Consider the following 23,669-nt stretch of genomic DNA (forward strand, 5'->3'; position numbering starts at 1 on the left):
GGGGCATCCCTGAGCGCCGCAACCCGGGCGTCCCGCTTCAGTCCACCTGAGCTGGACGGGCGCTGAGTTCGAGCAGGTCCAGTTCCGCTTCGGTTACGCGGTAGGCGTCATCTCCGATGATGCCGCTGCGGCGCAGCGTCTCGATGGCCTCGCGGGACGCCGCCAGCACCTGCCGCCTGAGCACGTTGTCCGGAGAATCGTGCGGATCGCCACCCGCGCGGGCCCGGTTCAGGCCCTCCTCGTATTCAGTCCGGAGACGCTGCGCGGCCGGGGAGGTGTCGCCTTCCAGGGCCGCGCGGGCAGCCTTGAGCGCCGCCTTGCGGGCCACGCCGATCTCCTGCTTGACGACCGTATCCTCGGGGAGGCGCAGCAGCGTGAGCAGCGGCCGCAGCGTCAACCCCTGGATGACCAGTGTCCCCAGCACCACCACGAATGCCGTCAGCTGAATGAACGCTCTCGCGGGAAAGTCGTCCGGCAGCGCCAGGGCGGCCGCGAGCGTCACGATCCCGCGCATGCCGGACCAGCCGATGACCAGTCCACTCTTCGCTGGCAGCGGCAGCTGCCTGCGGGACCGTTTCATCCGCTCCGGCCGCTGCGTCAGGGTGTACATGAGCGCCCACAAGAGCCGGGCCACGATCACCACCCCCAGAATGATCAGGGCAGCCCCCAGCAGGCGCCGCCCCTCCCCGCCGCCGAGGGTCTCCAGCACGGGGCGCAACTGCAGGCCGATCAACGTGAAGGCCGTGACGTTGAGCACGAACGTCACCGAATCCCAGACCGCGAAGGACGGCACCCGCGTCCGCGCGGTCAGGGCCGTATTCCGTCCAGCCAGAAGCCCCATCACCACGACCGTGACGACAGCCGACAGGCCGAGACGTTCAGCCAGAAGCCACACGCCGAACGTCAGCACGAACTGGAACACCACGGACGTGGGAACGTCCTCGATCTGGGAGATGAGCAGGCCCACCAGCCGGGCCAGCACCCAGCCCACTGCGATACTCCCGACCAGCACCACCGCGAAGGTGGGCGCCGCGCCGCTCAGGCTGAAACTCCCGGCAGCCACGGCACCCACCGCCAGCTTGTAGATGATCAGGGCGGACGCGTCATTCAGCAGGCTTTCCCCTTCGAGCACCGTACGGATTCGGTGCGGGGGATGCACCGCGCGCATCACCGCCAGGGCCGCCACGGCGTCCGGCGGAGCCAGCAGCGCCCCCAGCGCCACCGCCGCCGCCCAGGGCACGTCCGGGAACAACAGGCGGGTCGTGACCGCGACCGCCGCGACCGTCACGCCCACAGCGACCAGCACCAGTGACAGCACCGGCTGCCAGTTCCGGCGCAGATCCCGCAGCGAGGTGTCGTACGCGGCGTCCAGCAGGACCGGCGCCACAAACAGCGCCAGGATCAGTTCAGGCTCCAGGCGCAGCGGCGGCGCGCCCGGCAGGAACGCCACCGTCGCGCCCCCCAGCGCGAGGAGTGTCGGGTACGGCACGCCGACGCGCCGCGCGACGATCGACAGGACGGTCGCGCCGAGCAGCAGGGCCAGGAGCGTTTCGAACATCAGCAGTTGATCATTCATGCGCGGGTGTGCACCTCCCGGAGGGACGCTGGGCTGTCACGTCAAATGCGTGGGGCTCAATGAATCGCGTGATGGACTCCGGCTGCCAGGAGGAACGTCACCCACCCCCTGTGTCGTCTGGCGGCCCGATGGTCCGCCACGGGGCCGGTCAGGTCCTTCCCCGTGGGCCATTCATGGAGGCGAAGACGTCCATGAAGGGCGAGTTCCTTCGCCTCTGGGCTACACGTAGCCGGTGATGGATGCAAGAGGGAAATGCCCGTTGGCCACCTCAGCCAACGCCCGGAGTTTGCCCATCCACGTCGCCTGTTCCTCCTGAGCGCTTCTGTTTGTGTACTTCAGACTCCCGGCAGGGGCAGGCGTCCGGTACGCATGGCGGGAATCACTCCGCCGTCGATCAGCAGGTCGGCCCCGGTCATGAAGGCCGCGTCCTGGCCCAGCATGAAGTTCGCGGCGGCGGCGATCTCGTCCACCGTGCCCATCCGCTTGCTCGCGCTGGTGCGGACCATGGCCCGGTAGCCGTCCCCGGCTGCCGAATTCAGTTCGTCGCGGGCCAGCGGCGTCAGCACAATGCCGGGGCTGATGGCGTTGACGCGTGCGCCCCGGTCGCCCCAGGTGGTGGCGGCTGCCCGCTGCACGTGCAGCTGATTGGCCTTCTTGGCGACGCAGTAGGCCTGCGTGGAGTTCTGGATGGCCGTGATGAAGGGCAGAGCGAGCAGGTCCCGCGTCTGGGTGCTCAGCAGAGCCTGCTGCTCCTCCAGGAGCATGGGGAACATGTGCCCGGCCATGCTGGACACCACCAGGCCAGCGCCGCCGGGGGCGATCACGCGGGCGAACTCGTCGAGGACGATCGCCGTGCCGTACAGATCGACCGCCAGCAACGCCTGGGGCGTGGCCTGAGCGGGCGAAAGCCCAGCGGTTTGGATCACCTGAACCACCGGGCCGAGGGTGGCGGCGTGATCGGCCAAAGCGTTGACCGAGTCGCCCTCGGACACGTCCACCGGGTGGGTGCTGACCTCGTGTCCGGCGTCTTCCAGGGCCGCCTTGGCCCGCTCCAGATTCTGTTCGTTGTAGTCGGCCAGCAGCACGTGCTTGCCGGTGCCCTGCCTGCGTCCGATGGCGATGCCGATGGCGCCGGCTCCTATGACCACGATCACGTCCTTGCCCATATGTTCACTCCTCCTCATAAGAGACCATCGGTCTCTTTGGATTGAGAAATTATCAGACCAGTGGTACCTTGTCAATCGGGAGGGGACGAGACCGGATGACCAGCACCGCGATCAACGACGAATTTCGACGTGCCAGAACCGAGGAGCAGCGCCAGCAGCGGCGGGGGCACATCCTGGGAACCACCAGGGAGATGCTCCAGGGCCGACGTCTGGCCGAGCTGAGCTTCAATGAGATCGCCAGAGGCGTAGGCCTCGCCAAGTCCAACATCATGCGGTACTTCGAGTCGCGCGAAGCCATCCTGCTCACCCTGCTGCAAGAGGACTATGCCGCCTGGGTTGACGAAGTCGAGACCGAACTGGCACAGTCGATGCAGCCAGATCCTATCGAGCGCGTGGCCGAGGTGCTTTCCCGGACCATCATGGCCCGTTCGCTGCTCTGCGAACTGCTGACCGCCACGCCGACGGTGCTGGAGCACAACGTCACCACCGAGGAGATCATTCCCTTCAAACTGGGGATTCAGGCCAGCATGGGCAGGCTGATGACCCTCCTTTCCCCGGCGCTGGGCACATGGACCCCTGAACAGAAGGGCGTCTTTCTGGGCGAACTCCACGCCACGGTCACGCATACCTGGGCGCTGGCACATCCGGCCTCAGCCCTTGAGGCCGCCTACGCCGCGCGTCCTGACATTGCCGTGATGCCCAATCCAGCTCAAGTCGTGGTGCGAGAAGCCATAGCGACTGTCTTGACTGGTCTGAAGTACAGGAGGCCACTGGGACGGCCCAGTTTTATGGACGAACCTGATGAGGGTCCCGTTTCAGGGTGAGTGTACCGCCGTGCGCGTCGCCCCGCGGATGTCACCACGTGCTGTACTGCGCGTTCATGGCCACCCAGCGGCCACCAGTCCGGACGAAGCGCATCACGAACGCCAGGCGCCAGGGGTGCCGCATGCCGTGAATCGTCGCCGTGACGATGCCGCGGCCGGTCACGACAGCCACGTCCGGTTCGAGGGCGACGGCCGTGGCCACCTCCCGGATGTGGTGATACTCGAACGCCCGGGAGCGGATCGCGGCGAACCACGCTTCCCTGGGCTGAACTTCACCGGTGAGGTGCGTCAGGGTATACCCGGGGTCGAGAAGGTCCTCGAGAACGTCTGTACGCGCGTCCACCATCGCCTGGTGAAGGTGCGTCACGGTGCGGCGCACATCCTGTTCAGCCGCGCTGTTCGTCGGGATCACCGTCGCCCCTCGCCGGACGAGGCATGCGCCCGGAGGCGTGAACTCATGCGCGGCTGATGCCCAGGCTCTCGCGCACGTGCAGGCCGGGTGTGGTGGCCAGGCGGACGATCAGGTCCGAGACACTGTTCAGGGACACGTCGTGTCCGCGGAACGGCTCGTCCCTGCGGGTGAGCGTGTACTCGACTTCCGCGTCCGGCGTGAACCAGCCGGGCCGGATCACGGTCCAGTCGAGGTCGGAAGCCTCCACCAGCGCGGCCGAATCGCGGTACGGATCGAGGACGCTGCTGTAGCGTTGTCCAGGTACCTCACCGTAGATGCCCATGCTGCTGATGAAGATCAGTCGGCGCAGATGCGTGGCGTGCATGGCGTCCACAATGGTCCGCGCCTGCGCCTCCATCTCGCCCGCGAGGTTGGCGTACACGACGTCCTGTCCGCGCATGGCGGCCTTCAGGGTGTCGGCGTTCAGCACGTCGCCCTCGAGGACCGTGACGCGGGCCGGGTCGGGGTTCTTCAGCCGGTGGGCGCGGCGCAGGTACAGGGTGAGGGTCGCGTCGGTCTGCGCCAGGGACACGCGGGTCGTGTTCCTGGCCAGGCCGCCGTTGGCTCCGAGAATCAGGATGCGGGGCACGGCTCAGTACCGGTCGCCCAGGACCGTGATGCCTGCCATGGCCGCGTCGATGGCCTGCAGGTCGGCGGGGGTCAGGGTGATGTCCACCGCGGCGTTGTTCTCCAGCAGGCGCGGCAGGCTGCGGCTGCCGGGAATCGGCACGATCCACGGCTTCTGGGCGAGCAGCCAGGCCAGCGCGATCTGGGCGGGCGCCGCGCCGTTCTTCTCCGTGCCGATGCGTCTGAGCAGGTCCACCACCGCCTGATTGGCTTCGATGGCTTCCCGGGTGAAGCGGGGGTTGCGGCTGCGGATGTCGGACGGGTCGAAGACCGTGTCGGCCGTGACGGTCCCGGTCAGGAACCCCCGGCCCAGCGGGCTGTACGGCACGAAGCCGATGCCCAGTTCCTCGCAGGCGCTCAGCACCCCGTTCTCCTCCGGGGCACGCCACCAGATGGAGTATTCGCTCTGCAGGGCGGTGACCGGCTGCACCGCGTGGGCGCGGCGGAGGGTGGCGGCGTCCGATTCCGAAAGTCCGAAGTGACGCACCTTGCCTTCCCGGATGAGGTCGCTCACGGTGCCTGCCACGTCCTCGATCGGCACCTGCGGGTCGGGGCGGTGCTGGTAGAACAGGTCGAGCGTGTCGACCCGCAGGCGCTTCAGGCTCTCCTCGGCCACCTGCCGGATGCGTTCAGGGCGGCTGTTGACGCCGTACCGGGTGGAAGGTTGACCGTCCGGGCCCGGATTCCAGCCGAACTTGGTGGCGATCACCACCCGGTCCCTGTACGGTTCCAGTGCCGCGCCGACCAGCTGTTCATTGGTGAAGGGGCCGTACACCTCGGCCGTGTCGAAGAAGGTCACGCCGTGCTCGACGGCCTGACGCAGCAGGGCGGTCATCTCGCCGGGATCGGCCGGCGCGTCGCCGTAACTCATGCGCATGCAGCCCAGTCCCATCGCTGAGACGGCCGGTCCGCCGGTCCCCAGGGTGCGTTGTTTCATGGTGTTCTCCTTCCGGAATGTCGAGCCGGTCTCGTGAGAAGTGCACCTGAAGGTCCTCCAGGGCCGTGCCGGTCTGTTCTGGACCGGCTGACCGGAACGCGCCTTCAGGTTCTGCGGGCGTGTCCTGAACTTCAGCCGCCGGTCATCCTCAGGACGGCTTCGGGAAGCCGCGCTCCCTGCACGTCGATCTTCGCGGCCGCGTCGCCGATCTCCTGCACGTCGGCCGGACTGAGGGCGACGGCGGCCGCGCCGATGTTCTCTGCGAGGCGCTCGACCTTGCGGGTGCCGGGGATGGGCACGATCCAGGGCTTCCGGGCCAGCAGCCACGCCAGCGCAATCTGGGCCGGGGTGGCGTCCTTCTCGCCAGCCACGCGTCTGAGCAGTTCGACCAGGGCCATGTTCGCCTGCATGGCGTCCTGCTGGAAGCGCGGTGAGCGGCTGCGGAAGTCTCCGGCGGCCAGCGGGGTGGCCGGGTCGATCCTGCCGGTCAGGAATCCGGCGCCGAGCGGGCTGAACGGCACGAAGCCGATCCCCAGTTCCTCACAGGCGTCGAGGACGCCGTTGTGTTCCACGTCCCGCGTCCACAGGGAGTACTCGCTCTGGACGGCCGTGACGGGCTGCACCGCGTGCGCGCGACGGACGGTCTTCGCGCTGGCCTCTGACAGGCCGAAGTGCCGGACCTTTCCGGCCTGGATGAGTTCCCCGACGGTGCCGGCCACGTCCTCGATCGGGACGTTCGGGTCGACCCGGTGCTGGTACAGCAGGTCAATGTGGTCGGTGTTCAGGCGGGCGAGCATGGCGTCCACCACCTCGCGGATGTGGTCCGGGCGGCTGTCCAGGCCGTACCGGGTGCCGTCCGGGTGGATGCCGAAGCCGAACTTGGTGGCGATCACCACCCGGTCCCGGTCCGCGGCCAGGGCCTCACCCAGCAGGCGTTCGTTGTCGAACGGCCCGTACGCTTCGGCCGTGTCGAAGAGCGTGACGCCCTGCTCGACCGCGGCTTGCAGGACGCGCAGGGCGTCCTTCCTGCCGGGACCGTCACCGTAGGTGCCGCTCAGCCCCATCGCGCCGTACCCGAGGGCCGATACCTGCAGATCCTGTCCCAGCTGACGTTCGTTCATTTCCGCTCCTTTGCCGTGAGGCGTTCACGGGCAGTGGAGCCAGTATTGATGGGCCGCGGCGCGGGCGGCTGTCCGTTCCTCCAGAATTCCTGCCCAATCCTCCAGACGTGTCGTGCGTCGCCCGGACCCGTGCGTTTCCACGGTCTGAAGGATCAGGTGACGGTTCTGGAGTTCTGGGCAACTCGGGCCCGCCCGGCGAACCTACAGTGCAGAACACCGTGCGGGACAACACCCCGCCTTCAGGAGTCAGCATGAGCACCCGAACGAAAACGCCTCCGTTCCAGGCCGAGTCAGCGGCCACGCCCGCAAACCCCACCGCCGTCCTCGCCATCATCCTGGTCAGTTACCTGGTGATCGTGCTCGACATCTCCATCGTCCTGACGGGCCTGCCGAAGATTCAGCGCGACCTGGGCTTTTCCGGCACCGATCTCGCCTGGGTTCAGAGCGCGTACACGCTGGCCTTCGGCGGGCTGCTGCTCCTCAGCGCCCGGGCCGGTGACCTGCTGGGCCGCCGCCGGGTGTTCCTGGCGGGCCTGACGCTCTTCACGGCCGCCTCGGTGGCCGTCGGGCTCTCTGCCTCGGCCGGGTGGATGATCGCGGCCCGCGCCGTTCAGGGGGTCGGCGCGGCCATCCTCGCCCCGTCGTCCCTGTCGCTGCTGACCGCGAACTTCCCGGAAGGGCCGGGGCGCACCCGGGCCGTCGGGTATTACGGCTCGATCGGCGGGCTCGGCTCGGGGGTCGGTCTGGTGCTCGGCGGGTTCCTGGCTGACCTGATCTCATGGCGGGCGGGGTTCTTCATCAACCTGCCGATCGGACTGCTGCTCGGCTGGGCAGCCCTCAGGTACATTCCCGAGACGGTGCGGAGCAGCGGCCGACTGGACGTGGCGGGCGCCATCACCTCGACGCTCGGCATGACCGCCGTGGTCTACGGCCTGATGCGGGCCGCCACAGCAGGGTGGACGTCGTCGGTCACGCTGCTGTCCCTGCTGGCTGGCGTGGCGCTGCTGGGTCTCTTCGTCTGGAATGAGGGACGGACCGGGACGCCGATCATGCCGCTGCACCTCTTCCGGAACCGGGAGCGTGCCGGGGCGCTGATCGCGCGCGTGCTGTTCCTGGGCGCGATGGCGAGCTTCTGGTTCTTCACCACCCAGTACCTGCAGGAGGTGCTGGGCCTGGGTGCCCTGCAGGCGGGACTGGCGTTTCTGCCCGCGTCCGTGACGATTTTCGCCACCGCGCTGCTGGTGTCCCGCCTGACGCGCCTGTTCGGGGAAGCGCGCCTGCTCGGTCTGGGCCTCTTCGTCGGGGCGGTGGGGCTCGGCTGGCTCAGTCGCGCCGGGGTCGGCACGCCGTACCTGACAGGCATCGCGCTGCCGATGCTGTTGATCGGCGCGGGGCAGGGCATGGCCCTGGCGCCGATGACGGCTTCCGGCATTCGAGGTGTCGGTCCGGACGATGCGGGGGCCGCGTCGGGCCTGGTGAACGTTGCGCATCAGCTCGGGAACTCCCTGGGCCTGGCGGTCCTCGTCACGGTGTTCGCCGCGGCGACCCCGAGCGGCGTGGACCCGGAGGCTCAGCTCGCCCACCGCCTCTCTGCCGCGCTCACCGGGGCCACGGTCCTGCAGGTGCTGTGTCTGCTGGTCGCCCTGCTGCTGATCGTGTGGCCTGCCCTGAAAGGGAGTCGGGCCTGAGCGGGGGCCTCCGCTGCTGGCGGAACCCGGCCTGTAGAATCAGGCCATCCTCGCCCGTGCGCCGACCGCACCCATTCGGAGGTTCCAGATGACCACACGCGTCCACGCGACTTCGGCCGGGGCGGACACCACGCCCCGCGGCGTCCCCACGGCGCAGGATCTGCTTTCCCTGGCTCGGCTGACCGAACGGTTCGCGCCGTACCATGGCAGTCACCCCCTGCGCCTGCCCGGCACGTTCGCCGTGCGTGGGAACACCACCAGTTCGCAGCTCGTCCACGGTGTGTACAGGCCCTCGGTGTGCATCGTCGCGCAGGGAGCCAAACGCGTCTTCCTCGGTCCGGAGGTGTTCGATTACGACGAACGGAAGATGCTGATGTTCTCGGTGGAGTTGCCGGTCGCCTCGGAGATCGTACGGGCCAGTCCCGGCATGCCGTTCCTGTGTGTCAAGATCGAATTCGAGCCGCAGCGCGTCGCCGAGCTGAGTCGGCGGGTCTTCACGCACGGTCTGCCGGACGTGCGTGAGAACCGCGGCGTCGGTGTCGGGGACGCCACCGGCGAGATCGTCAACGCCGCCACGCGGCTCCTGTCGCTGATGGGCGACGCGCGTGACGCGGAACTGCTCGCGCCGCTGGTGATGGACGAGATCCTGATCCGGCTGCTGCGCGGCCCGCTCGGTCCGCGCCTGGCGCAGATCGGCCGGGAGGACACCGGGGCGCAGCGTGTCACGAAGGCGGTTGACTGGGTCCGGGCGCACTTCGACCGGCCCATGGCCGTCGAAACGCTGGCCGAACTGGTCCACATGAGTCCCTCGGCCTTTCACGGGCACTTCAAGGCCGTCACGAACATGAGCCCCCTGCAGTTTCAGAAGGCGTTGCGGCTGCGGGAGGCGCGGCGGTTGATGCTGACTGCCAACATGGACGTTGCGGGTGCCGGGCGGCAGGTGGGGTATGTCAGCGCGTCGCAGTTTATCCGGGAGTACCGGCGACTGTTCGGCAACGCCCCGGCCCGCGACGTGGCGCTCCTGCGGCAGCAGGGGGAGACTCAGGCGGACCTGAACTAACCCCGCAGCTCTGCAGAGGGAAACAGGACGGCGCGTGGACGTGCGGAGCGGGCCACGTGGGCCGCTTTCAGTATTGGTTCTTACGGAAAACATAAAGACGAAGTGGTTTCACGTGATGCCATGTTCGGGTATCGTGCGCTGATGCCGTGGTCCGACGCTCTTCCCGATGAACTCCGTTCCCACGCTGTAGGTTTGACTGAGCGGTCCTGCCGGTTTCTGTGGCGTGACCGGGCGGTGGACCGCGTGAGCGCCGAGCCTTCCGGGTCGGGGGAGTGCTGGCTGGAGCTGCGTCGGGATGACGCGCTGCTGGGGTTCGCGGGGCCGGTGCCGTGCCCGCCGAGCGTGCAGGCGGTGCGCGCGGCGGGGGAGTACCTGATCCGGCAGGCGCAACTGCTGCTGGAGTGACGCGTCCCGCGCTCGTGTGGTGATTCCGGGTGTTGCCGTGGCGTGCGCGTCACGGTGTTTTTCTGGCAGAGTGGGGCGTCCATGTCGAAGCCTTCCTTTCTGTCCGTCCTCCTGACCGCACCTGTCCTGCTGGGCCTGCTGACGTTCGTTCCCGCGCGCGCGGTTCCCGCCCCGGCGGGATACGCGCGGACCTGCGGTGAGGTGCCGTCCGCGCAGGAGGTGACGACGCCGCTGCCGCGCGGGGTGACGGGCCGCGTGGATTTCTTCGCGGCGCGGTACGACCCGGCGACTGGGGCGGTCACGCGCGCCGTGCGGTACGGTCGGCCGGACGCGCTGCATCCGATGGCGAGTTCGTTCAAGCCGCTGCTCGTGCATGCCGTGTGGGCCGACATCGATGCGGGTCGGTTCACGCCGGGCACGCTGGTGACGTCCACGCCGGGCACGCGCAGTCTGGGGGCATTCCCGGCGGGCAGGAACACGCTCGCGCACCTGACGGACATCGCCATCAACGGCAGCAACAACACGGCCGCTGACCTGCTGCTGCTCACATACGGCCCGGAGCGCCTGGCGCGCGAGGTGCACGCCGTGAGTCCCTGCACGAGCGTGCTGGTCACGACGAAAGGCTGGTGGGCGGCGCAGGCGGGCCTCGCGCCGGACGTGCTGGGGCCGGACGCCGTGCGTGGGGCGGCGCGGTACGGGGCGATGCCGTTCGAGGCGCGTGTGGGCGTGGCAGGCGCCCTGATCCGGGCGGGGCAGCGGTCGTCCGCGCAGGCGGTGGAGGCGGGCATCGACCGGGTCTTCCGGAGCCGGACGTACTCGCCCGCCATGGAACTCGACCTGCAGAACACCACGACGCCCGCCGCGTACACGGCGCTGGTGCGGGACACGCTGTCGGGGGCAGGCCTGAGTGCCGCGTCGGCGTCGGCGGTCCGGAAGATCTTCGGGACCGGCTGCTGCCGCCCGGAGCACCCGCGCCTGCGGGCGACGTACTGGGGCGCGAAGGGCGGCATCACGTGGCGCGTCCTGAACCTGACGGGGTACGTGGAGCTGCCGGACGGGACGCAGCTGGCGTACGTGTTCATGAACGACCTGTCGGACACGGCGGATGCGGGGGCACTGCGGGCGAGCGTGCCGGGCGTCCTCCCGTGGATCGAGACGCAGCTGCTGCGCCTCTCCGCGCCCTGATCCTCTGCCTGTGCCGTTCCCGGAGTGTGCGCTGTCTCTGCGCGCTACCCTGACCGGATGACCGACTCCCGTACCGACAAGATCGACCGCGCCGTGGCCGCGCTGCTGGCCCGCCTGCCGGAAGGCACGCTGATCCGCTGGGAGGACCGTCAGGACCCGCCTGCACTCGTGCTGACCGCGTCGCAGCCGCACCCGCAGCCGGACCGGGCGTACCGTGGGGCGGTGCGCATCCTGGCGCAGGCCGAGGCGGACGAGGGCCTGGGCGTGCCGCTCGCGGACGCCCTGCGCGTCCTGAAGCGCCTCGCGTCCAGGCACAGCCTGCCGGTGGTGCGCGCGCACGAGGCGGTGCCTGTCGTGGCGGTCTGGACCCTGACGGGCCTGGAGCAGCAGGACCCGCCGCTGCGCGGCTGAGCCGGATGCAGGCAGGACAGCGGCGGCGCACGCCCGGGGTTCGGGGTGCGCCGCCGCTCGTGTCCTTGGCTGGGTTCAGTCGACCTTGACGATCCAGCCTTCGGGGGCGTCCACTTCGCCGAACTGCACGCCGGTCAGTTCGTCGTACAGGCGGCGCGTGACCGGGCCGACCTCCGTTTCGCTGTGGAAGACGTGGAAGTCGTCCTTGTACTGGATGCCGCCGATGGGCGTGATGACGGCCGCCGTGCCGCAGGCGCCCGCCTCCACGAACTGGTCGAGGTCGCGGATGAACACGTCGCCCTCGTGGACCTTGAGGCCCAGCCGGTCGTGCGCGAGGGTGAGGAGGCTCTGGCGGGTGATGCTGGCGAGGATGCTGGGGGATTTCGGCGTCACGAACGTCCCGTCGCGGGTGATGGCGAAGAAGTTCGCGGCGCCGACCTCCTCGATCTTGGTGTGGGTTTCCGGGTCGAGGTAGATGCAGTCCCCGAAGCCGCGGTCGTGCGCTTCCTTGTTGGGGAGGAGGCTCGCGGCGTAGTTCCCGCCGACCTTCGCGGCGCCCGTGCCGTTCGGCGCGGCGCGGTCGTAGTCGGATACGATGAAGTTCACGGGGCTCAGCCCGCCTTTGAAGTACGGGCCGACCGGGACGCAGAACACCGAGAAGATGAATTCCGGCGCGGTGCGCACGCCGATGTTGTCGCCCACCCCGATCACGAAGGGCCGCAGGTACAGCGAGCCGCCCGTGCCGTACGGCGGCAGGAAGCGCAGGTTGGCGGCCACGACCTGACGGCACGCCTCGATGAACATCTCGGTCGGCACTTCAGGCATCAGCAGGCGGTCGCAGCTGCGCTGCATGCGTGCGGCGTTCATGTCGGGCCGGAAGAGGTTCACGCTGCCGTCCTTGGCGCGGTAGGCTTTCAGGCCTTCGAAGCACTGCTGGCCGTAGTGCAGGGCGGTGGAGCCTTCGGCGATGTGGAGGGTGTTGTCCGTGGTGAGGGTGCCGGCGTCCCACGCGCCGTCCTTCCAGTGCGCGATGAAGCGCTGGTCGGTGCGGATGTACGTGAAGCCCAGGGTGCTCCAGTCGATGTCGGTGTGGGCGGCCGTGTCGGTGTTGGCGGTCATACGGTCAGGATACGGCCCGGCCGCGCTCCACGGTAGGGCCACGCGTGCGTGAAGTGCGCTGCACGGCCCCGGCGGGTGAGGAGGTCAGGGCGCGCTGAGGGCGACGGTCTGGCCGGTGCGGGCGCTTTCGTAAGCGCCGAGGACCAGCCGGACGCTTTCGCGGCCGTCCTCGCCGCTGCACACGACGGGGAGGCCCTGTTCGATGCTTTCCACGAAGTGCACGACGCTGCGGGCGTGCGCGTTGTCGGCGCGGGCGTAGTCGTACCAGGTCTCGTCGCCGGTCGCCCAGTCGCCGTGTCCGGTTTCGCGGTTCAGGAAGCGCAGGCGGGCCTTGCCGAGGCGGTTGCTGCATTCGAGTGCGCCCTGCGTGCCGTACACGTGGAAGCTTTCCTCCCAGCCGGTGGCGGTCCAGGCGTTTTCGACGCTGGCGAGCGCGCCGCTCTCGAAGTCGAGGGTGGCGACGGAGGTGTCTTCGACCTCGATGTCGAATTTGAGGGTGGCCATGCGGGCGTGGATGCTGCGGACGTCTCCGCCGAAGTAGCGGGCGAGGTCCATCATGTGGCAGCCGTTGTCGAGGAGGGTGCCGCCGCCGCTCGCGGCGAGGCTGCCGAAGGCGCCGCGTACCTGTTCGGCGCCGCCCCAGTCGTGTGCCTGGCGCAGCCGCATGAAGGTCACGCGGCCGATGCGGCCTTCGTCGATGAGGCGTCTGGCGGTCCGGGCGAGCGGGCTGGAGCGCAGGTGGTGGCCGGTCTGCAGGACGGCGCCGCTCTGGCGGGCCGCTTCGATCATGGCGTCGCAGGCGTCGAGGTCGAGCGAGAGGGGTTTCTCGCAGAGCACGTGGATGCCGCGCGTGAGGGCGGCGATGCTGGCGGGCGCGTGGTAGGCGTTGGGCGTGCAGATGCTGACGGCCTGCACGTCTTCCTGCGCGAGGAGTTCGTCGGCGCTGGCGTAGGCGCGGACGTTCCATTCCTGTTCGCGCAGTTGCCGGATGGCTTCGCTGGCGTCGGCGACGGCGACGACGTTCACGCCGGCCGCCCGGTACCCTTCGAGGTGGCGCTGGGAGATGCCGCCCGCGCCGATGATGGCGGCGTTCACGACCTTGTGTGTGGGTGCGGTCACCGGCGTTCCCCGGTGGGCAGGGCTTCGAGCGGCTGGCGGTTCCCGAAGGCGCGGGGGGCGCTGGCGGTGGGGGCGGCCCAGCGGGCGGCGTTCGCGATGACCTGCCGGACGCCTGCGTGGTAGTAGGTGGGGTACGTTTCGTGGCCGGGGCGGAAGTAGAAGATCTTGCCGCTGCCGCGCCGGTAGGTGCAGCCGGAGCGGAAGACCTCGCCGCCGGAGAACCAGCTGAGGAAGACGAGTTCGTCGGGGGCGGGGATGTCGAAGTGCTCGCCGTACATCTCTTCCTGTTCGATCTCGATGTACTCGCCGACGCCCTGCGCGATGGGGTGGCCGGGGTCGACGACCCAGAGGCGTTCGCGGTCGTTCGCTTCGCGCCATTTGAGGTCGCAGGAGGTGCCCATGAGGCGTTTGAAGGGTTTGCTGAAGTGCCCGGAGTGCAGCACGATGAGGCCCATGCCGTCCCAGACGCGCTGCACGACTTTTTCGGCCACGGCGTCGCTGACGTCTCCGTGGGCTTTGTGGCCCCACCAGAGCAGCACGTCGGTGCTGGCGAGGACGTCGTCGGTGAGGCCGTGTTCGGGTTCGTCGAGGGTGGCGGTGCGGACGTTGCTGAAGCCGTGTTCGCGCAGGCCGTCGGCGAGGGCGGCGTGCATGCCGTGGGGGTAGAGGTCGGAGACGGCTTTGTTCTCGTGCTCGTGGCGGTATTCGTGCCAGACGGTGATGCGGGGCTGGGTGGGCTGGGGCGCGTTCTGCTGGGTCATGGCGGCTCCTGTGTGGCCTGCCGCGCTGGACGCGGAGCCAACGTAACTGAATCGATTCAGGCAGGAGTATGGCACGCGCCGCGCCGCAGGGGAAGGGGGGCGGACAGACCGCACGCGAGGGCCGCTGCCCGGCGGGCCTGCCGCTCCGGATGTGCTAGACCTGAGAGCAGCACGTCATCCCTGCGCGGCCACGCGCATCACTGTCCCCTGCTCAGCACCGACCACCCGGGAGGCCATGACCGCAGCGACACCCCGCCACATCCACGTTCTCGGAGGACTCGCGTTCAGTGAGGACGGCTTCTCTCCCGTCCCCGTCCGGCACGCCGACCTCAACGCCTGGGTCTGCGCGCTGCTGGCCGCCGCCGACCGGCCCCTGAGCCGCGAGGAGACGGCCGAACTGCTGTGGCCCGCCCTGCCGCCCGCCTCGGCCCGCAACGCCCTGCGTCAGCGCATCCGTCGCCTGCGTGACTCCGGGTACGCCCCGATGCTACAGATGGACGAGTTCACGCTCGCCTGGACGGGCGGCAGCGACCTCCGCCGTTTCCGGACCTGCGCGGCCGCCCACGACTGGAGCGGCGCGCTGCACGCGTACGGCGGGCCACTTCTGCAGGGCCTGCCGTTCCCGCAGAACCAGGACTTCTCGGACTTCGTGGAGGAGGCCCGCGCCGCACAGCACGCCGAGTACCTCGCGGCCCTGTGGGCGGCCGTACGTGAGGCCGGCAGCGACGACGCGCGCGCCGCCCACCTGCGGGACGCGCACCGCCTGCATCCGGACGAACCGGAGGTGCTGGAGGAACTCGTGCGTCTCCTCGTCCGGCAGGGTCAGCGCACCGAGGCGCGGCACCTGCTGCGGCAGCACGAACGCCGCCTGCACAGCGACTACGGCCAGCCACTGCCTCCCACCCTCGACACGCTCCGCCGCGGCCTGGACGCATCCGCCGAGGACCGCCCCGCGCAGCTGATCGGCGTGCCGGTCCCGCTCACCAGTTTCGTCGGGCGGAACCGCGAGACGCAGGCCGCCCTGACGCACCTGCTGCACGGCGGTCCGGATCGGCGCTGGCTGACCCTCACCGGGCCGGGCGGCATCGGCAAGACGCGCCTCGCCGTGCGGCTCGCGCACGCGTACGCGGCCAGCAGCGGCCGGAAGGTCGTGTTCGTGCCGCTCGCCGCGCTCGGCAGTGCCCGGCAGCTGCAGGAGGCCGTCCTGATCGCGCTGGGCGACACGCCCGAACCGGACGACGACCTGACCGGCACGCTCGCGCAGCTGCTGCAGGGCCACCCGACCCTGCTGATCCTCGACAACTTCGAGCACCTGCTGCCCGCCGCCGACCTGCTGCCGGACCTGCTGCAGCGCGTCCCGACCCTGCGGCTGCTCGTCACGTCCCGCGAGCGCCTGCAGGTCCAGGCGGAAACGGTCCTGCGCCTGGGCGGCCTCGACGATCCCGGCAGCGGAGACGCGGACGGCGGTGGCCCCGGCGGGTCGCATGCGGCCTCGCTCTTCCACGAGCGGGCCGCCCGCTCCGACCTGGGGTTCGAGCCAGCCCGCTGGACGGATGCCGTGCAGGAGATCGTCGCGCTCTGCGAGGGCCTCCCGCTCGCCCTCGAACTCGCCGCCGCGCAGGTGGGTGACCGGACGCCGGACGAGATCGCCCGGCAGCTCCGACAGGGCCGCCGCCAGCTCGCCGCGCCGCTCCGGGACCTGCCGCCCCGGCAGCGGTCGCTGCAGGCGCTCTTCGACTACTCCTGGGACGCCCTGCCGCCGGGCCTGCAGGCGGGGTACGCGGCCCTGGCGGTCCTGCGTTCCCCGTTCGGCGTGGACGCCGCGCGCGAGATCGCGGGCCTGAACGCCATGCACCTGCAGACGCTGGAACGCCGCTCGCTGCTGATCCTGAACACCCGGTACAGCTGGCACGAGAACCTGCGTGAATTTGCGCTCGCTACTCTCGGCGCGCGCCTGCCGTCCGTGCAGGACGCGCACCTGCGGCACTTCGTGCGTGTGGCCGAGCACCTTGCGCCGCAGCTCGGCGGGCCGGGGCAGGTGGAGGCGCTCGCCCGCCTGGAGGAGCAGCACCCCGACCACCGGGCGGCCCTCGCGCACGCCCTCGCACGGCGGGACGCCCGGCACGGTTTGCGGCTCGCGGCGGCCCTCCACTGGTTCTGGTACGTGCGCGGTCATCACCGCGAAGGCCTGGGCTGGCTGCAGGACCTGCTCGCCCTGCCGCTCCCGGCGGGTGAGGACGACGTCTCGGACGCACGGACGCGCGCCACGGCCCTCAAGGCGGCCGGACTGCTCGCCAGCGAACGCGGGCAGGGGAGCCTCGCGGCCCGCTGTTACGCCGAAGCGCTGGACCTCAGCGTGCGGCACGGCGACCGGCACACCGAGGCGGACGTCCGGCACCTGACGGGCGTCCTGCACCGCGACGAGGGCCGACTCGCCGAGGCCGCCGAGGCCCTCGCGGCCGCGAGTGTGCTGTGGGCCGCCACCGGGGACCGCTCGGGGGCCGCCAAGACCCTCAACGATCAGGGCATCCTGCACGCCTACAGCGGCGACCTGCCCGCCGCGCGCACCGCCTTCGAGGGCAGCCTCGCCCTGAAACGTGAGGTGGGCGACCTGCAGGGCGTCGCGTATGCCCTCAACAACCTCTCGAACGTCACGTCCGACCTCGCGGTGGTCGTTGGCCTGCAGCGCCAGAGCCTTGACATCAAGGAGGCGCTCGGCGACGTGCACGGCAGCGCCCGCAGCTACGCGAACCTCGGCGTCACGCTGCGTGACCTCGGGCGTCACCACGAGGCCGCTGCGGCGTACGCCCGCGCCCTCACCCTGTACCTGCGGCTCGGCCGTCTGAACGGCCTCGGGCCGACCCTGCTCGACCTCGCGGACCTGCTGCTGCGCCTCGCGGCCCCGGATCCCGCGCTGCAGCTCACGCAGAGCGTCCTGCATCACGCGCCGTCCGGTCAGCCTGCCCTGCGGCCCGAACACGTCCGGCAGGCGGCCGACCTGACCCGGCAGGCGACCGCGGCGGGCGCCGTGCCGAATCCCGCGCCGCTGCCGCTGGAGGCCGCGCTGCAGCTCACACTCACCGCCCTCGGCGCGTACCCGGCCGTCTGAACGTCCCCGGCCCGTGAACGGCACGGGAACGCGCGGCCCACCGGGAAGGCAGGCCGCGCGCTGGAAGAAGGAAGACGGGGTCACCCCCGGGGGATCATTTGCCGCCGTTCAGGACGGGCGTGCCGTTGTTCAGGCTCGCACCACCGTTCGGGTCGGTGCTGGTGGGCTGCAGGTGGGCGCGCATCTGCCACTGGTACTTCTCGATGCTCGCCTCGACTTCCTGCAGCAGGTTGCTGCTGGTGGGGTCGGCGTCCTCGATGGCCTTGATGCGGGCGTGCACGCGCTGTCCGACGAGGCTGTACTGCGCGACGAAGAAGTTCAGGACGCGCGCGTCGTCGATGAACCCGCCGGGGATTTCCGGGAGGTTGCTGCTGCCGACGATCACGGGCGCACGGCCGTCGGAGCTCGATCCGATCGCGAGGAGGCGCTCGGCGACGTCGTCGGCGTACTTCGCGACGCCCTCGTAGTGCTCCTGCAGCAGTTCGTGCAGCGGGAAGTACAGCGCGCCGCTGACGTTCCAGTGCGCCTGCTTCGTCTGCAGCTGCAGGGCCTGCAGTTCCGTCAGGGTGGCCTGCAGGGCCTGCGTGCTCTTCATGCGGTCGGTGGTGCCGGTCTGCGGGAGGGTCGTCATCTGGTTGACGGGCTTCGTCTGGGCGGCGGCGATGGAGGTCGGGACGAACAGCAGGGCGGACGCGGTCAGGATCAGGGTACGTGCATTCATGGAAGCCCTCCGGGACGGACCCTGGCGCTGCAGGATCCGGAAATTGGCTGCCCAGAGTCTGCGGGGCGGGGCGGCCTTCCGTGTGAGCGGGGGCATCATGAAGCGCTGGTTTAAATTGCCGGACTTCCCGCACTTCCTCATGCGCGGCGTTCGCGTCTGGAACGGTATAGCGGGCGTGTGGCGCGCGTGAAGTTCCGGGGGGGGGCAGGCTGAAGGGAGGGCAACATTTTCTCAGGGATGCGTCAGCTGCCCGGCGCTACCGTTACGGCATGACCACGTTCCTCCGTGCCGCCGTGCTCACCCTGTCCGCCGCCGCCCTCCCCTTCGCCGGGGCCGCCACCATGACGCAGGCGCAGATGCACACCGCGAACAACATGACCCGTTATCAGAAGGCGACCACGCAGCACATGAGCCAGTACCAGCGCACCGCCTGTCACAAGAAGGGCGGCGTGGTCGTCAAGACGAAGACCGGCAGCCTCGTCTGCGTGACCGCGAAAAAGTAAGGTTCGGCCGACTTTTGTCCGTCGGTCACACCATCTGAGGGCTGTCCTCCCGACCTGGAGTCACTTCCGGTTGAGGAGGGCGGCCTTCAACGCTTCCAGGTTCGCGGTGCGGAAGCCGTGCGTGATCACGGCGGGGAGCGGCAGCTGTGAGGCCGCGTCGGCGGACCACAGGGCGAGGTGCAGGGCGGGCGCTGTGCGGTGCGAGAGCCGCTCCGCGAGGGCGTGTGTTCCTGCGGGCAGCGTCCAGCGGCCGGTGGTGGCCAGCAGCACCGGGGTGTCCGGGTGCGCCGTGAGGGCCTGTTCGGTTGCCTGCGGGTCACTCAGGTCGCTGTACGTGAGGGCCGGGAACGCTTCTCGCAGCGCGGCCGCGAGCGTCTCTCCGGGCAGGTGGTCGCCGTACGGGCCGCCGATGTCCGGGCAGCCCTGCGCGAGGAGCAGGACGGGCCGGTCCGGGTCGAGTGGCACGCGCTCCCCCTGCCACTGCAGGTGCCGGTTCGCCCAGCCGAGCAGTTCGGCCCGGTCCGCTGATTGCTGCGCGCCGGGGTAGGGTCTGGGCGTGCCGGGGAAGTGGTGCAGGGCGTGGTCGAGCCGCCAGGCGGCTTCCGTGAGGTGCTCTTCGCTCAGCGTGCCGTCCCGCCGCGCGGCGTGCAGGGCTGCCACGTGCCGGTCGAGGACGCCCGGCTCGCCGTGGCTGCAGACGAGCACCGCGTCCGCCCCGGCCCGGACGGCGAGCGCGGCGCCCCGGCCGTCCGGATGGCGGTCCGCGACGGCCCGCATGTCCATCGCGTCGGTGACGATCACGCCCCCGTACCCCCATTCGCCGCGCAGCAGGCCGCGCAGCAGGGCGGGGGAGAGGGTGGCCGGTTCGTGCGGGTCCACTGCCGGGTACAGGATGTGCGCGGTCATGACGCTGCCCACGCCCGCCTGGACGGCCGCGCGGAAGGGGAGCCACTCGGTCGCTTCGAGGGCAGCGCGGGACTTGGCCACCACCGGCAGGGCGAGGTGGCTGTCGACGCGGGTGTCTCCGTGCCCGGGGAAGTGCTTCACGGCCGCCATGACGCCCGCCGCCTCGCTGCCGCGCGCCCACGCCACCCCGAGGGCCGCGACGCGCGCGGGGTCCGTCCCGAAGGACCGTTCGCCGATCACGGGGTTGAGGGGGTCGACGTTCACGTCGAGGCTCGGCGCGTAGTTCCAGTTGATGCCGAGTTCGATCAGGCCGCGCGCGGCGATGGCGCCCGCGCGGTACGCGGCGTCCGGGTCGTCCAGCACGCCCAGTCCCTGCGGGGTGGGCGGCTGCGGCACGTCCAGTCGCCGCAGCACGGCGCCGCCCTCCTGGTCCGTCGCGATCAGCGCGTCGCGGCCCAGGGCGTCCCGGACGTCCGCCACGAGGCGCGCCGTCCGTTCCGGTGACGTGATGTTCCGCGCGAAGAGGCACACGCCGCCCACCGGGTGCCGCCGCAGCCAGCGGCCCTCTTCCGGCGTGAGGTCCGGCCCGGTGAGGTCGACGATCAGGGGGCGTTCCGGGGGCGGGGTCACGCGGCGCCCGTCACTTCACGGCTCCGTCCATGCCGCGCAGGAAGAGCCGCTGCGTGAACAGGAACACCAGCAGGACCGGCAGCATCATGAAGAGCGACCCGGCCGCGATGTTGAAGGGGTCGTAGTTGAACTGTCCCTTGAGTTTCAGGACGGCCACGCTGAGCGGGATGCGGTCCGGGGCGCCGGACAGGACGATCATCGGCCAGAAGTACGCGTTCCAGGTGCTGACGAGCGTGAAGATCCCGAGGGCCGCGAGGCTCGGCCGGGTGAGCGGCAGCATGATCCGCGTCAGGATCGTCAGTTCGCCTGCACCGTCGAGCCGGGCCGCTTCGAGCAGCGCGGCCGGGACGGCCAGGAACGCCTGCCGCATCAGGAAGATCCCGAAGGCGCCCGCCACGGTGGGGACGACGACGCCGAGGTGCGTGCCGAGCAGGTGCAGGGATTTCAGGGTGAGGGTGTTCACGATGAAGTTCGTCTCGCTCGGCAGCACCAGGGTCGCCACGATCGCCCCGAAGATCAGCTGACGGCCCGGGAAGCGGAAGCGGGCGAGCGGGTACGCCGCGAGGGCCGAGACGACCAGCGTGCCGAGGACCGTCATGGCGGTGATCGACACGCTGTTCCACAGGTACGCGCCGAGGTGGAAGGTGCGGTACACGTCCACGAAGTTGTGCAGCGTGACCTGGTGCGGCAGCAGGCTCTGCGGGAAGGCGTAGATGGACGTGCCGGCCGTCTTGTCGGTCAGCGCGATCGCCAGCGTCCACAGGAACGGGAACACCGCGAAGATCAGGATTGCGCTCAGCAGCAGGTAGCGGCCCGTGACGGCCAGAGGCCGCCGCCAGCGCAGGCGCGCGGCGGACCGGGCGGGTGCCTGGGGGGTGGTGGCGGCGCTCACGCGCCCTCCGTGTCACCGCGGATCAGGCGGAAGTTCGCGGCGGAGATCACGAGCGCCACGACCGCCACCACCAGGCCGGCCGCGCTCGCCAGTCCGTAGTTGAAGTCGAAGCCCTGGAAGGCCTTGGCGTACACGTACATCAGCGCGGTGTACGTGCTGTTGAGCGGTCCGCCGTTCGTGAGGACGAGGACCTCTTCCAGCACGCGGAGCGCGGCGATGGTGGACAGCAGCGTGCACAGCAGGATGGTGGGCCGCATGAGCGGCACCGTCACCCGCCAGAAGCGCTGCCAGGGGGACGCGCCGTCCAGCACGGCCGCCTCGTCGAGTTCTCTGGGGATGGTCTGCAGGCCCGCGAGGTACAGCACCATGTAGTACCCGAAGCCGCGCCAGAACGTCACGAGCATCACCGCGAAGAAGGCCCAGGTGCGGGAGTTCAGGTATCCGGTCGCCTGCTGCGGGGTGCTGAGGTGCAGGGTGATCAGCATCCAGTTGAGGACGCCCTCGCGGTTGAAGATCCATTCGAACATCACGGCCGCGAGCGAGACGGACGTGACGACCGGCACGTAGTACGCGGCACGGAACCACGTCATGCCCGGCAGTTCCCGGTTCACGAGCACCGCGACCGCCAGGGACGCGAGCTGCAGGACCGGCACGACGAGCAGGTAGCGCACCGAGTTCCACAGGGCCGTGTGGAAGAGGGGGTCGTCCGCCAGCGTGCGGAAGTTGTCGAGCCCCACCCATTTCGGGCCGAGGCCCTGCGCGAAGCGCGCGCCGGTGTACTCGGTGAAGCCCAGGTACGCGCCGTACAGCAGCGGGTAGAACGTGAACACGGCCAGCAGCAGCAGCGCCGGGGCGAGGAAGGTGTACGACATCAGCGTCTGACGCCAGTGGATTCGCATGGGCTCTCCTGTCGGGGCGACCGCCGGACGGTCAGGGGAAGGACGCGGGCCCGCCCCGGATCAGGACGGGCCCCTGCGCGGCGGGCGGTGTCGTGCGGTTTCGCTCCGGGTGCACGGGGTGCGCGAGGAGCACCGAATCCCGTTCCATTTCCGTCAGACCGCACCTGTCGCCACTCGTTTCGCTCGGCTGAACCCGGGGGGTTCAGCTCGGGCCGGTGTCACTTCTTCATGTTGGCGTTCCAGTAGTTGGCGGCGTCGGTGAGGGCCTGCTGGGCGCTCTTGGTGCCGAGCAGGGCGGCCTCGATGTTGTCGTTGAAGTTCTTGTAGAGGTCGTCGCTGTTGCCGGGCGCGCGGTACCCGGGGTTGATGTAGCGTCCCGACGCGCCGACGAGGGCGGTGGCCTTGGCGACCGGGTCGTTGCTGGTGGTGCGGAACTGCGTGCTGCGCTGCGCGCCGAGCGTGGTGGGGACGACCGGCACGACCTTCGCGAAGGCGAGCTGGGCAGCGTTGCTGGTGAAGAAGGCGGCGAGTTTGGCGGCGGCGGCCGGGTTCTTGCTGGCGGTGGGAATCACGAGGGCCATGCTGCCGCCCGTCTGGACGCCGGCCTTGCCGAGCGGGGCGCTGGTCACGACGGTGCTGGCGTACAGGCCGGGGTTGGTGTCCTTGATGCGCGTCAGGGCCTGCGGTCCGCCGACGATCATCGCGACGCGGTTCTGCGCGTACAGTTCCGTGGCGAGCTGGAAGGCTTCGCGGCGCACGGCGTCTTCGGGGACGTAGCCGGTCTTGTAGAGGTCCACGAAGCGGGCGAGCAGCGCGGCGTGCGCGGGCGAGTTGAAGGCGGCTTTGCCGCCCTCGCCGTAGATGGGGAGGCCCTCGGCGTAGAAGTACCCGAGGAAGGAGGCGGTGTTCGGGTCCTTCAGGGCGGGCACCCAGGCGTACGCGCCGGTCTTGTCCTTGATGATCTTGGCGTCGTTGAGCAGTTCGGTGGTGGTGCGCGGCGCGCGGGTCAGGCCGGCCTTCTTGAAGAGGTCCGGGTTGTACAGCAGCACGCCTTCGTTCAGCCAGCCGTACCAGGGGTACGCGTAGACCTTGCCGGAGGACGTGAAGTTCTTGAGGCTCTGCGGGTAGTAGGTGGCGTTCAGTGCTGCGGGGCCGCTGAGGTCGCTGGCGGCGCGCAGGAAGCCGTTCTGCGCGGCTTTCTGCGTTTCGTCGATGTTGAGGTTCACGACGTCCGGGGCGTTGCCGAGGTTCACGCTGGCGATGAAATCCTGCACCATCGAGTCCTGCTTGTCGGCCCAGTTGACCTTGATGCCGGGGTTGGCCTTTTCGAAGGCGGCGATGGTGTCTTTGATGTACCCGTCGAATTTGGGGCTGAGGTACCAGGTCCAGAAGGTGACGGTCGTCTGTGCCTGCGCGGCGGTGGTGGCGGACAGGCCGAGGGCGATCGTCAGGGCAGTCAGGGTGCGCTTCATGCGGGTCTCCTTGAATGGGGGCGGAGGGCCGGGGCGGACGGTTGACGTGCACCTGCGCGGGCAGGCGGGGTGTCGTTGGGATGCGGG

22 protein-coding genes are annotated in these 23,669 nt (G+C 69.9%); 8 read left to right on the forward strand and 14 right to left on the reverse strand.

Annotated features, from left to right (window positions below):
* Nucleotides 1–37: 37 nt before the first annotated feature.
* On the reverse strand, nucleotides 38–1,576 hold the full coding sequence (locus IEY33_RS11135) for a cation:proton antiporter (protein ID WP_229670951.1): 1,539 nt from the start codon (nucleotides 1,574–1,576) through the stop codon (nucleotides 38–40).
* Nucleotides 1,577–1,911: 335 nt separating this feature from the next.
* The gene (locus tag IEY33_RS11140) at nucleotides 1,912–2,742 is read right to left on the reverse strand and encodes an SDR family oxidoreductase (RefSeq protein ID WP_188963356.1); all 831 of its coding nucleotides are present in this window, start codon (nucleotides 2,740–2,742) and stop codon (nucleotides 1,912–1,914) included.
* Between the two features lie 95 nt (nucleotides 2,743–2,837).
* On the opposite strand from IEY33_RS11140, the gene IEY33_RS11145 reads away from it, so the two are divergent.
* Nucleotides 2,838–3,566 (forward strand): TetR/AcrR family transcriptional regulator, encoded by a 729-nt coding sequence (locus IEY33_RS11145; protein WP_188963357.1) that lies wholly within the window; start codon nucleotides 2,838–2,840, stop codon nucleotides 3,564–3,566.
* A 31-nt stretch (nucleotides 3,567–3,597) separates the two neighbouring features.
* On the opposite strand, the gene IEY33_RS11150 is transcribed toward IEY33_RS11145, so the two are convergent.
* From IEY33_RS11150 to IEY33_RS11165, 4 genes are all read right to left on the reverse strand, one after another.
* Entirely contained in the window at nucleotides 3,598–3,933 is a 336-nt protein-coding gene (locus IEY33_RS11150) for a nuclear transport factor 2 family protein (RefSeq protein ID WP_188963358.1), read from the reverse strand.
* A gap of 88 nt (nucleotides 3,934–4,021) precedes the next feature.
* The gene (locus IEY33_RS11155; protein WP_188963359.1) at nucleotides 4,022–4,606 is read right to left on the reverse strand and encodes an NAD(P)H-binding protein; all 585 of its coding nucleotides are present in this window, start codon (nucleotides 4,604–4,606) and stop codon (nucleotides 4,022–4,024) included.
* Nucleotides 4,607–4,609: 3 nt separating this feature from the next.
* Nucleotides 4,610–5,581, reverse strand: coding sequence for an aldo/keto reductase (locus IEY33_RS11160; RefSeq protein ID WP_188963360.1), 972 nt, complete (start codon nucleotides 5,579–5,581; stop codon nucleotides 4,610–4,612).
* A gap of 131 nt (nucleotides 5,582–5,712) precedes the next feature.
* Nucleotides 5,713–6,702, reverse strand: a complete 990-nt coding sequence (locus IEY33_RS11165) for an aldo/keto reductase (protein ID WP_188963361.1) — start codon at nucleotides 6,700–6,702, stop codon at nucleotides 5,713–5,715.
* Between the two features lie 251 nt (nucleotides 6,703–6,953).
* Here IEY33_RS11165 and IEY33_RS11170 point away from each other — a divergent pair, with 251 nt between their 5' ends.
* From IEY33_RS11170 to IEY33_RS11190, 5 genes are all read left to right on the forward strand, one after another.
* Nucleotides 6,954–8,390: an MFS transporter gene (locus tag IEY33_RS11170; protein WP_188963362.1), complete on the forward strand. Its 1,437-nt coding sequence runs from the start codon at nucleotides 6,954–6,956 to the stop codon at nucleotides 8,388–8,390.
* A gap of 88 nt (nucleotides 8,391–8,478) precedes the next feature.
* Nucleotides 8,479–9,450 carry an AraC family transcriptional regulator gene (locus tag IEY33_RS11175; protein ID WP_188963363.1) on the forward strand — a complete coding sequence of 324 codons (972 nt, stop codon included), beginning with the start codon at nucleotides 8,479–8,481 and terminating at the stop codon, nucleotides 9,448–9,450.
* Nucleotides 9,451–9,693: 243 nt separating this feature from the next.
* Nucleotides 9,694–9,855 (forward strand): hypothetical protein, encoded by a 162-nt coding sequence (locus IEY33_RS11180; RefSeq protein WP_188963364.1) that lies wholly within the window; start codon nucleotides 9,694–9,696, stop codon nucleotides 9,853–9,855.
* 81 nt (nucleotides 9,856–9,936) lie between these two features.
* Nucleotides 9,937–11,040 carry a serine hydrolase gene (locus IEY33_RS11185; protein WP_188963365.1) on the forward strand — a complete coding sequence of 368 codons (1,104 nt, stop codon included), beginning with the start codon at nucleotides 9,937–9,939 and terminating at the stop codon, nucleotides 11,038–11,040.
* 57 nt (nucleotides 11,041–11,097) lie between these two features.
* Nucleotides 11,098–11,451, forward strand: coding sequence for a hypothetical protein (locus tag IEY33_RS11190; protein WP_188963366.1), 354 nt, complete (start codon nucleotides 11,098–11,100; stop codon nucleotides 11,449–11,451).
* Between the two features lie 75 nt (nucleotides 11,452–11,526).
* On the opposite strand, the gene IEY33_RS11195 is transcribed toward IEY33_RS11190, so the two are convergent.
* The 3 genes from IEY33_RS11195 to IEY33_RS11205 form a co-directional block, all read right to left on the reverse strand.
* The gene (locus IEY33_RS11195; protein ID WP_188963367.1) at nucleotides 11,527–12,570 is read right to left on the reverse strand and encodes a branched-chain amino acid aminotransferase; all 1,044 of its coding nucleotides are present in this window, start codon (nucleotides 12,568–12,570) and stop codon (nucleotides 11,527–11,529) included.
* A gap of 84 nt (nucleotides 12,571–12,654) precedes the next feature.
* A complete protein-coding gene (locus IEY33_RS11200) occupies nucleotides 12,655–13,689 on the reverse strand; it encodes a Gfo/Idh/MocA family protein (protein ID WP_188963368.1) in 1,035 nt (344 codons plus the stop codon).
* Nucleotides 13,686–14,450 carry a ThuA domain-containing protein gene (locus tag IEY33_RS11205; protein ID WP_188963369.1) on the reverse strand — a complete coding sequence of 255 codons (765 nt, stop codon included), beginning with the start codon at nucleotides 14,448–14,450 and terminating at the stop codon, nucleotides 13,686–13,688. The genes IEY33_RS11200 and IEY33_RS11205 overlap by 4 nt, the downstream gene beginning before the upstream one ends.
* Nucleotides 14,451–14,685: 235 nt before the next feature.
* Here IEY33_RS11205 and IEY33_RS11210 point away from each other — a divergent pair, with 235 nt between their 5' ends.
* Nucleotides 14,686–17,559: an AfsR/SARP family transcriptional regulator gene (locus tag IEY33_RS11210; protein WP_188963370.1), complete on the forward strand. Its 2,874-nt coding sequence runs from the start codon at nucleotides 14,686–14,688 to the stop codon at nucleotides 17,557–17,559.
* Between the two features lie 94 nt (nucleotides 17,560–17,653).
* Here the strand turns inward: IEY33_RS11210 and IEY33_RS11215 are convergent, their stop codons facing one another.
* A complete protein-coding gene (locus IEY33_RS11215) occupies nucleotides 17,654–18,280 on the reverse strand; it encodes a Dps family protein (protein WP_229670952.1) in 627 nt (208 codons plus the stop codon).
* A gap of 269 nt (nucleotides 18,281–18,549) precedes the next feature.
* Here IEY33_RS11215 and IEY33_RS11220 point away from each other — a divergent pair, with 269 nt between their 5' ends.
* Entirely contained in the window at nucleotides 18,550–18,783 is a 234-nt protein-coding gene (locus tag IEY33_RS11220; protein WP_188963372.1) for a hypothetical protein, read from the forward strand.
* A 60-nt stretch (nucleotides 18,784–18,843) separates the two neighbouring features.
* Here the strand turns inward: IEY33_RS11220 and nagZ are convergent, their stop codons facing one another.
* From nagZ to IEY33_RS11240, 4 genes are all read right to left on the reverse strand, one after another.
* Nucleotides 18,844–20,319 (reverse strand): beta-N-acetylhexosaminidase, encoded by a 1,476-nt coding sequence (gene nagZ, locus IEY33_RS11225; protein ID WP_188963373.1) that lies wholly within the window; start codon nucleotides 20,317–20,319, stop codon nucleotides 18,844–18,846.
* 10 nt (nucleotides 20,320–20,329) lie between these two features.
* Entirely contained in the window at nucleotides 20,330–21,211 is an 882-nt protein-coding gene (locus IEY33_RS11230; protein WP_188963374.1) for a carbohydrate ABC transporter permease, read from the reverse strand.
* Complete coding sequence (locus tag IEY33_RS11235; RefSeq protein WP_188963375.1) at nucleotides 21,208–22,110, reverse strand: carbohydrate ABC transporter permease; 903 nt, start codon at nucleotides 22,108–22,110, stop codon at nucleotides 21,208–21,210. The genes IEY33_RS11230 and IEY33_RS11235 overlap by 4 nt, the downstream gene beginning before the upstream one ends.
* Before the next feature lie 218 nt (nucleotides 22,111–22,328).
* On the reverse strand, nucleotides 22,329–23,582 hold the full coding sequence (locus IEY33_RS11240) for an ABC transporter substrate-binding protein (RefSeq protein WP_188963376.1): 1,254 nt from the start codon (nucleotides 23,580–23,582) through the stop codon (nucleotides 22,329–22,331).
* Nucleotides 23,583–23,669: the final 87 nt, after the last annotated feature.

The sequence above is a fragment of the Deinococcus aquiradiocola genome, assembly GCF_014646915.1.
GTDB lineage: Bacteria > Deinococcota > Deinococci > Deinococcales > Deinococcaceae > Deinococcus > Deinococcus aquiradiocola.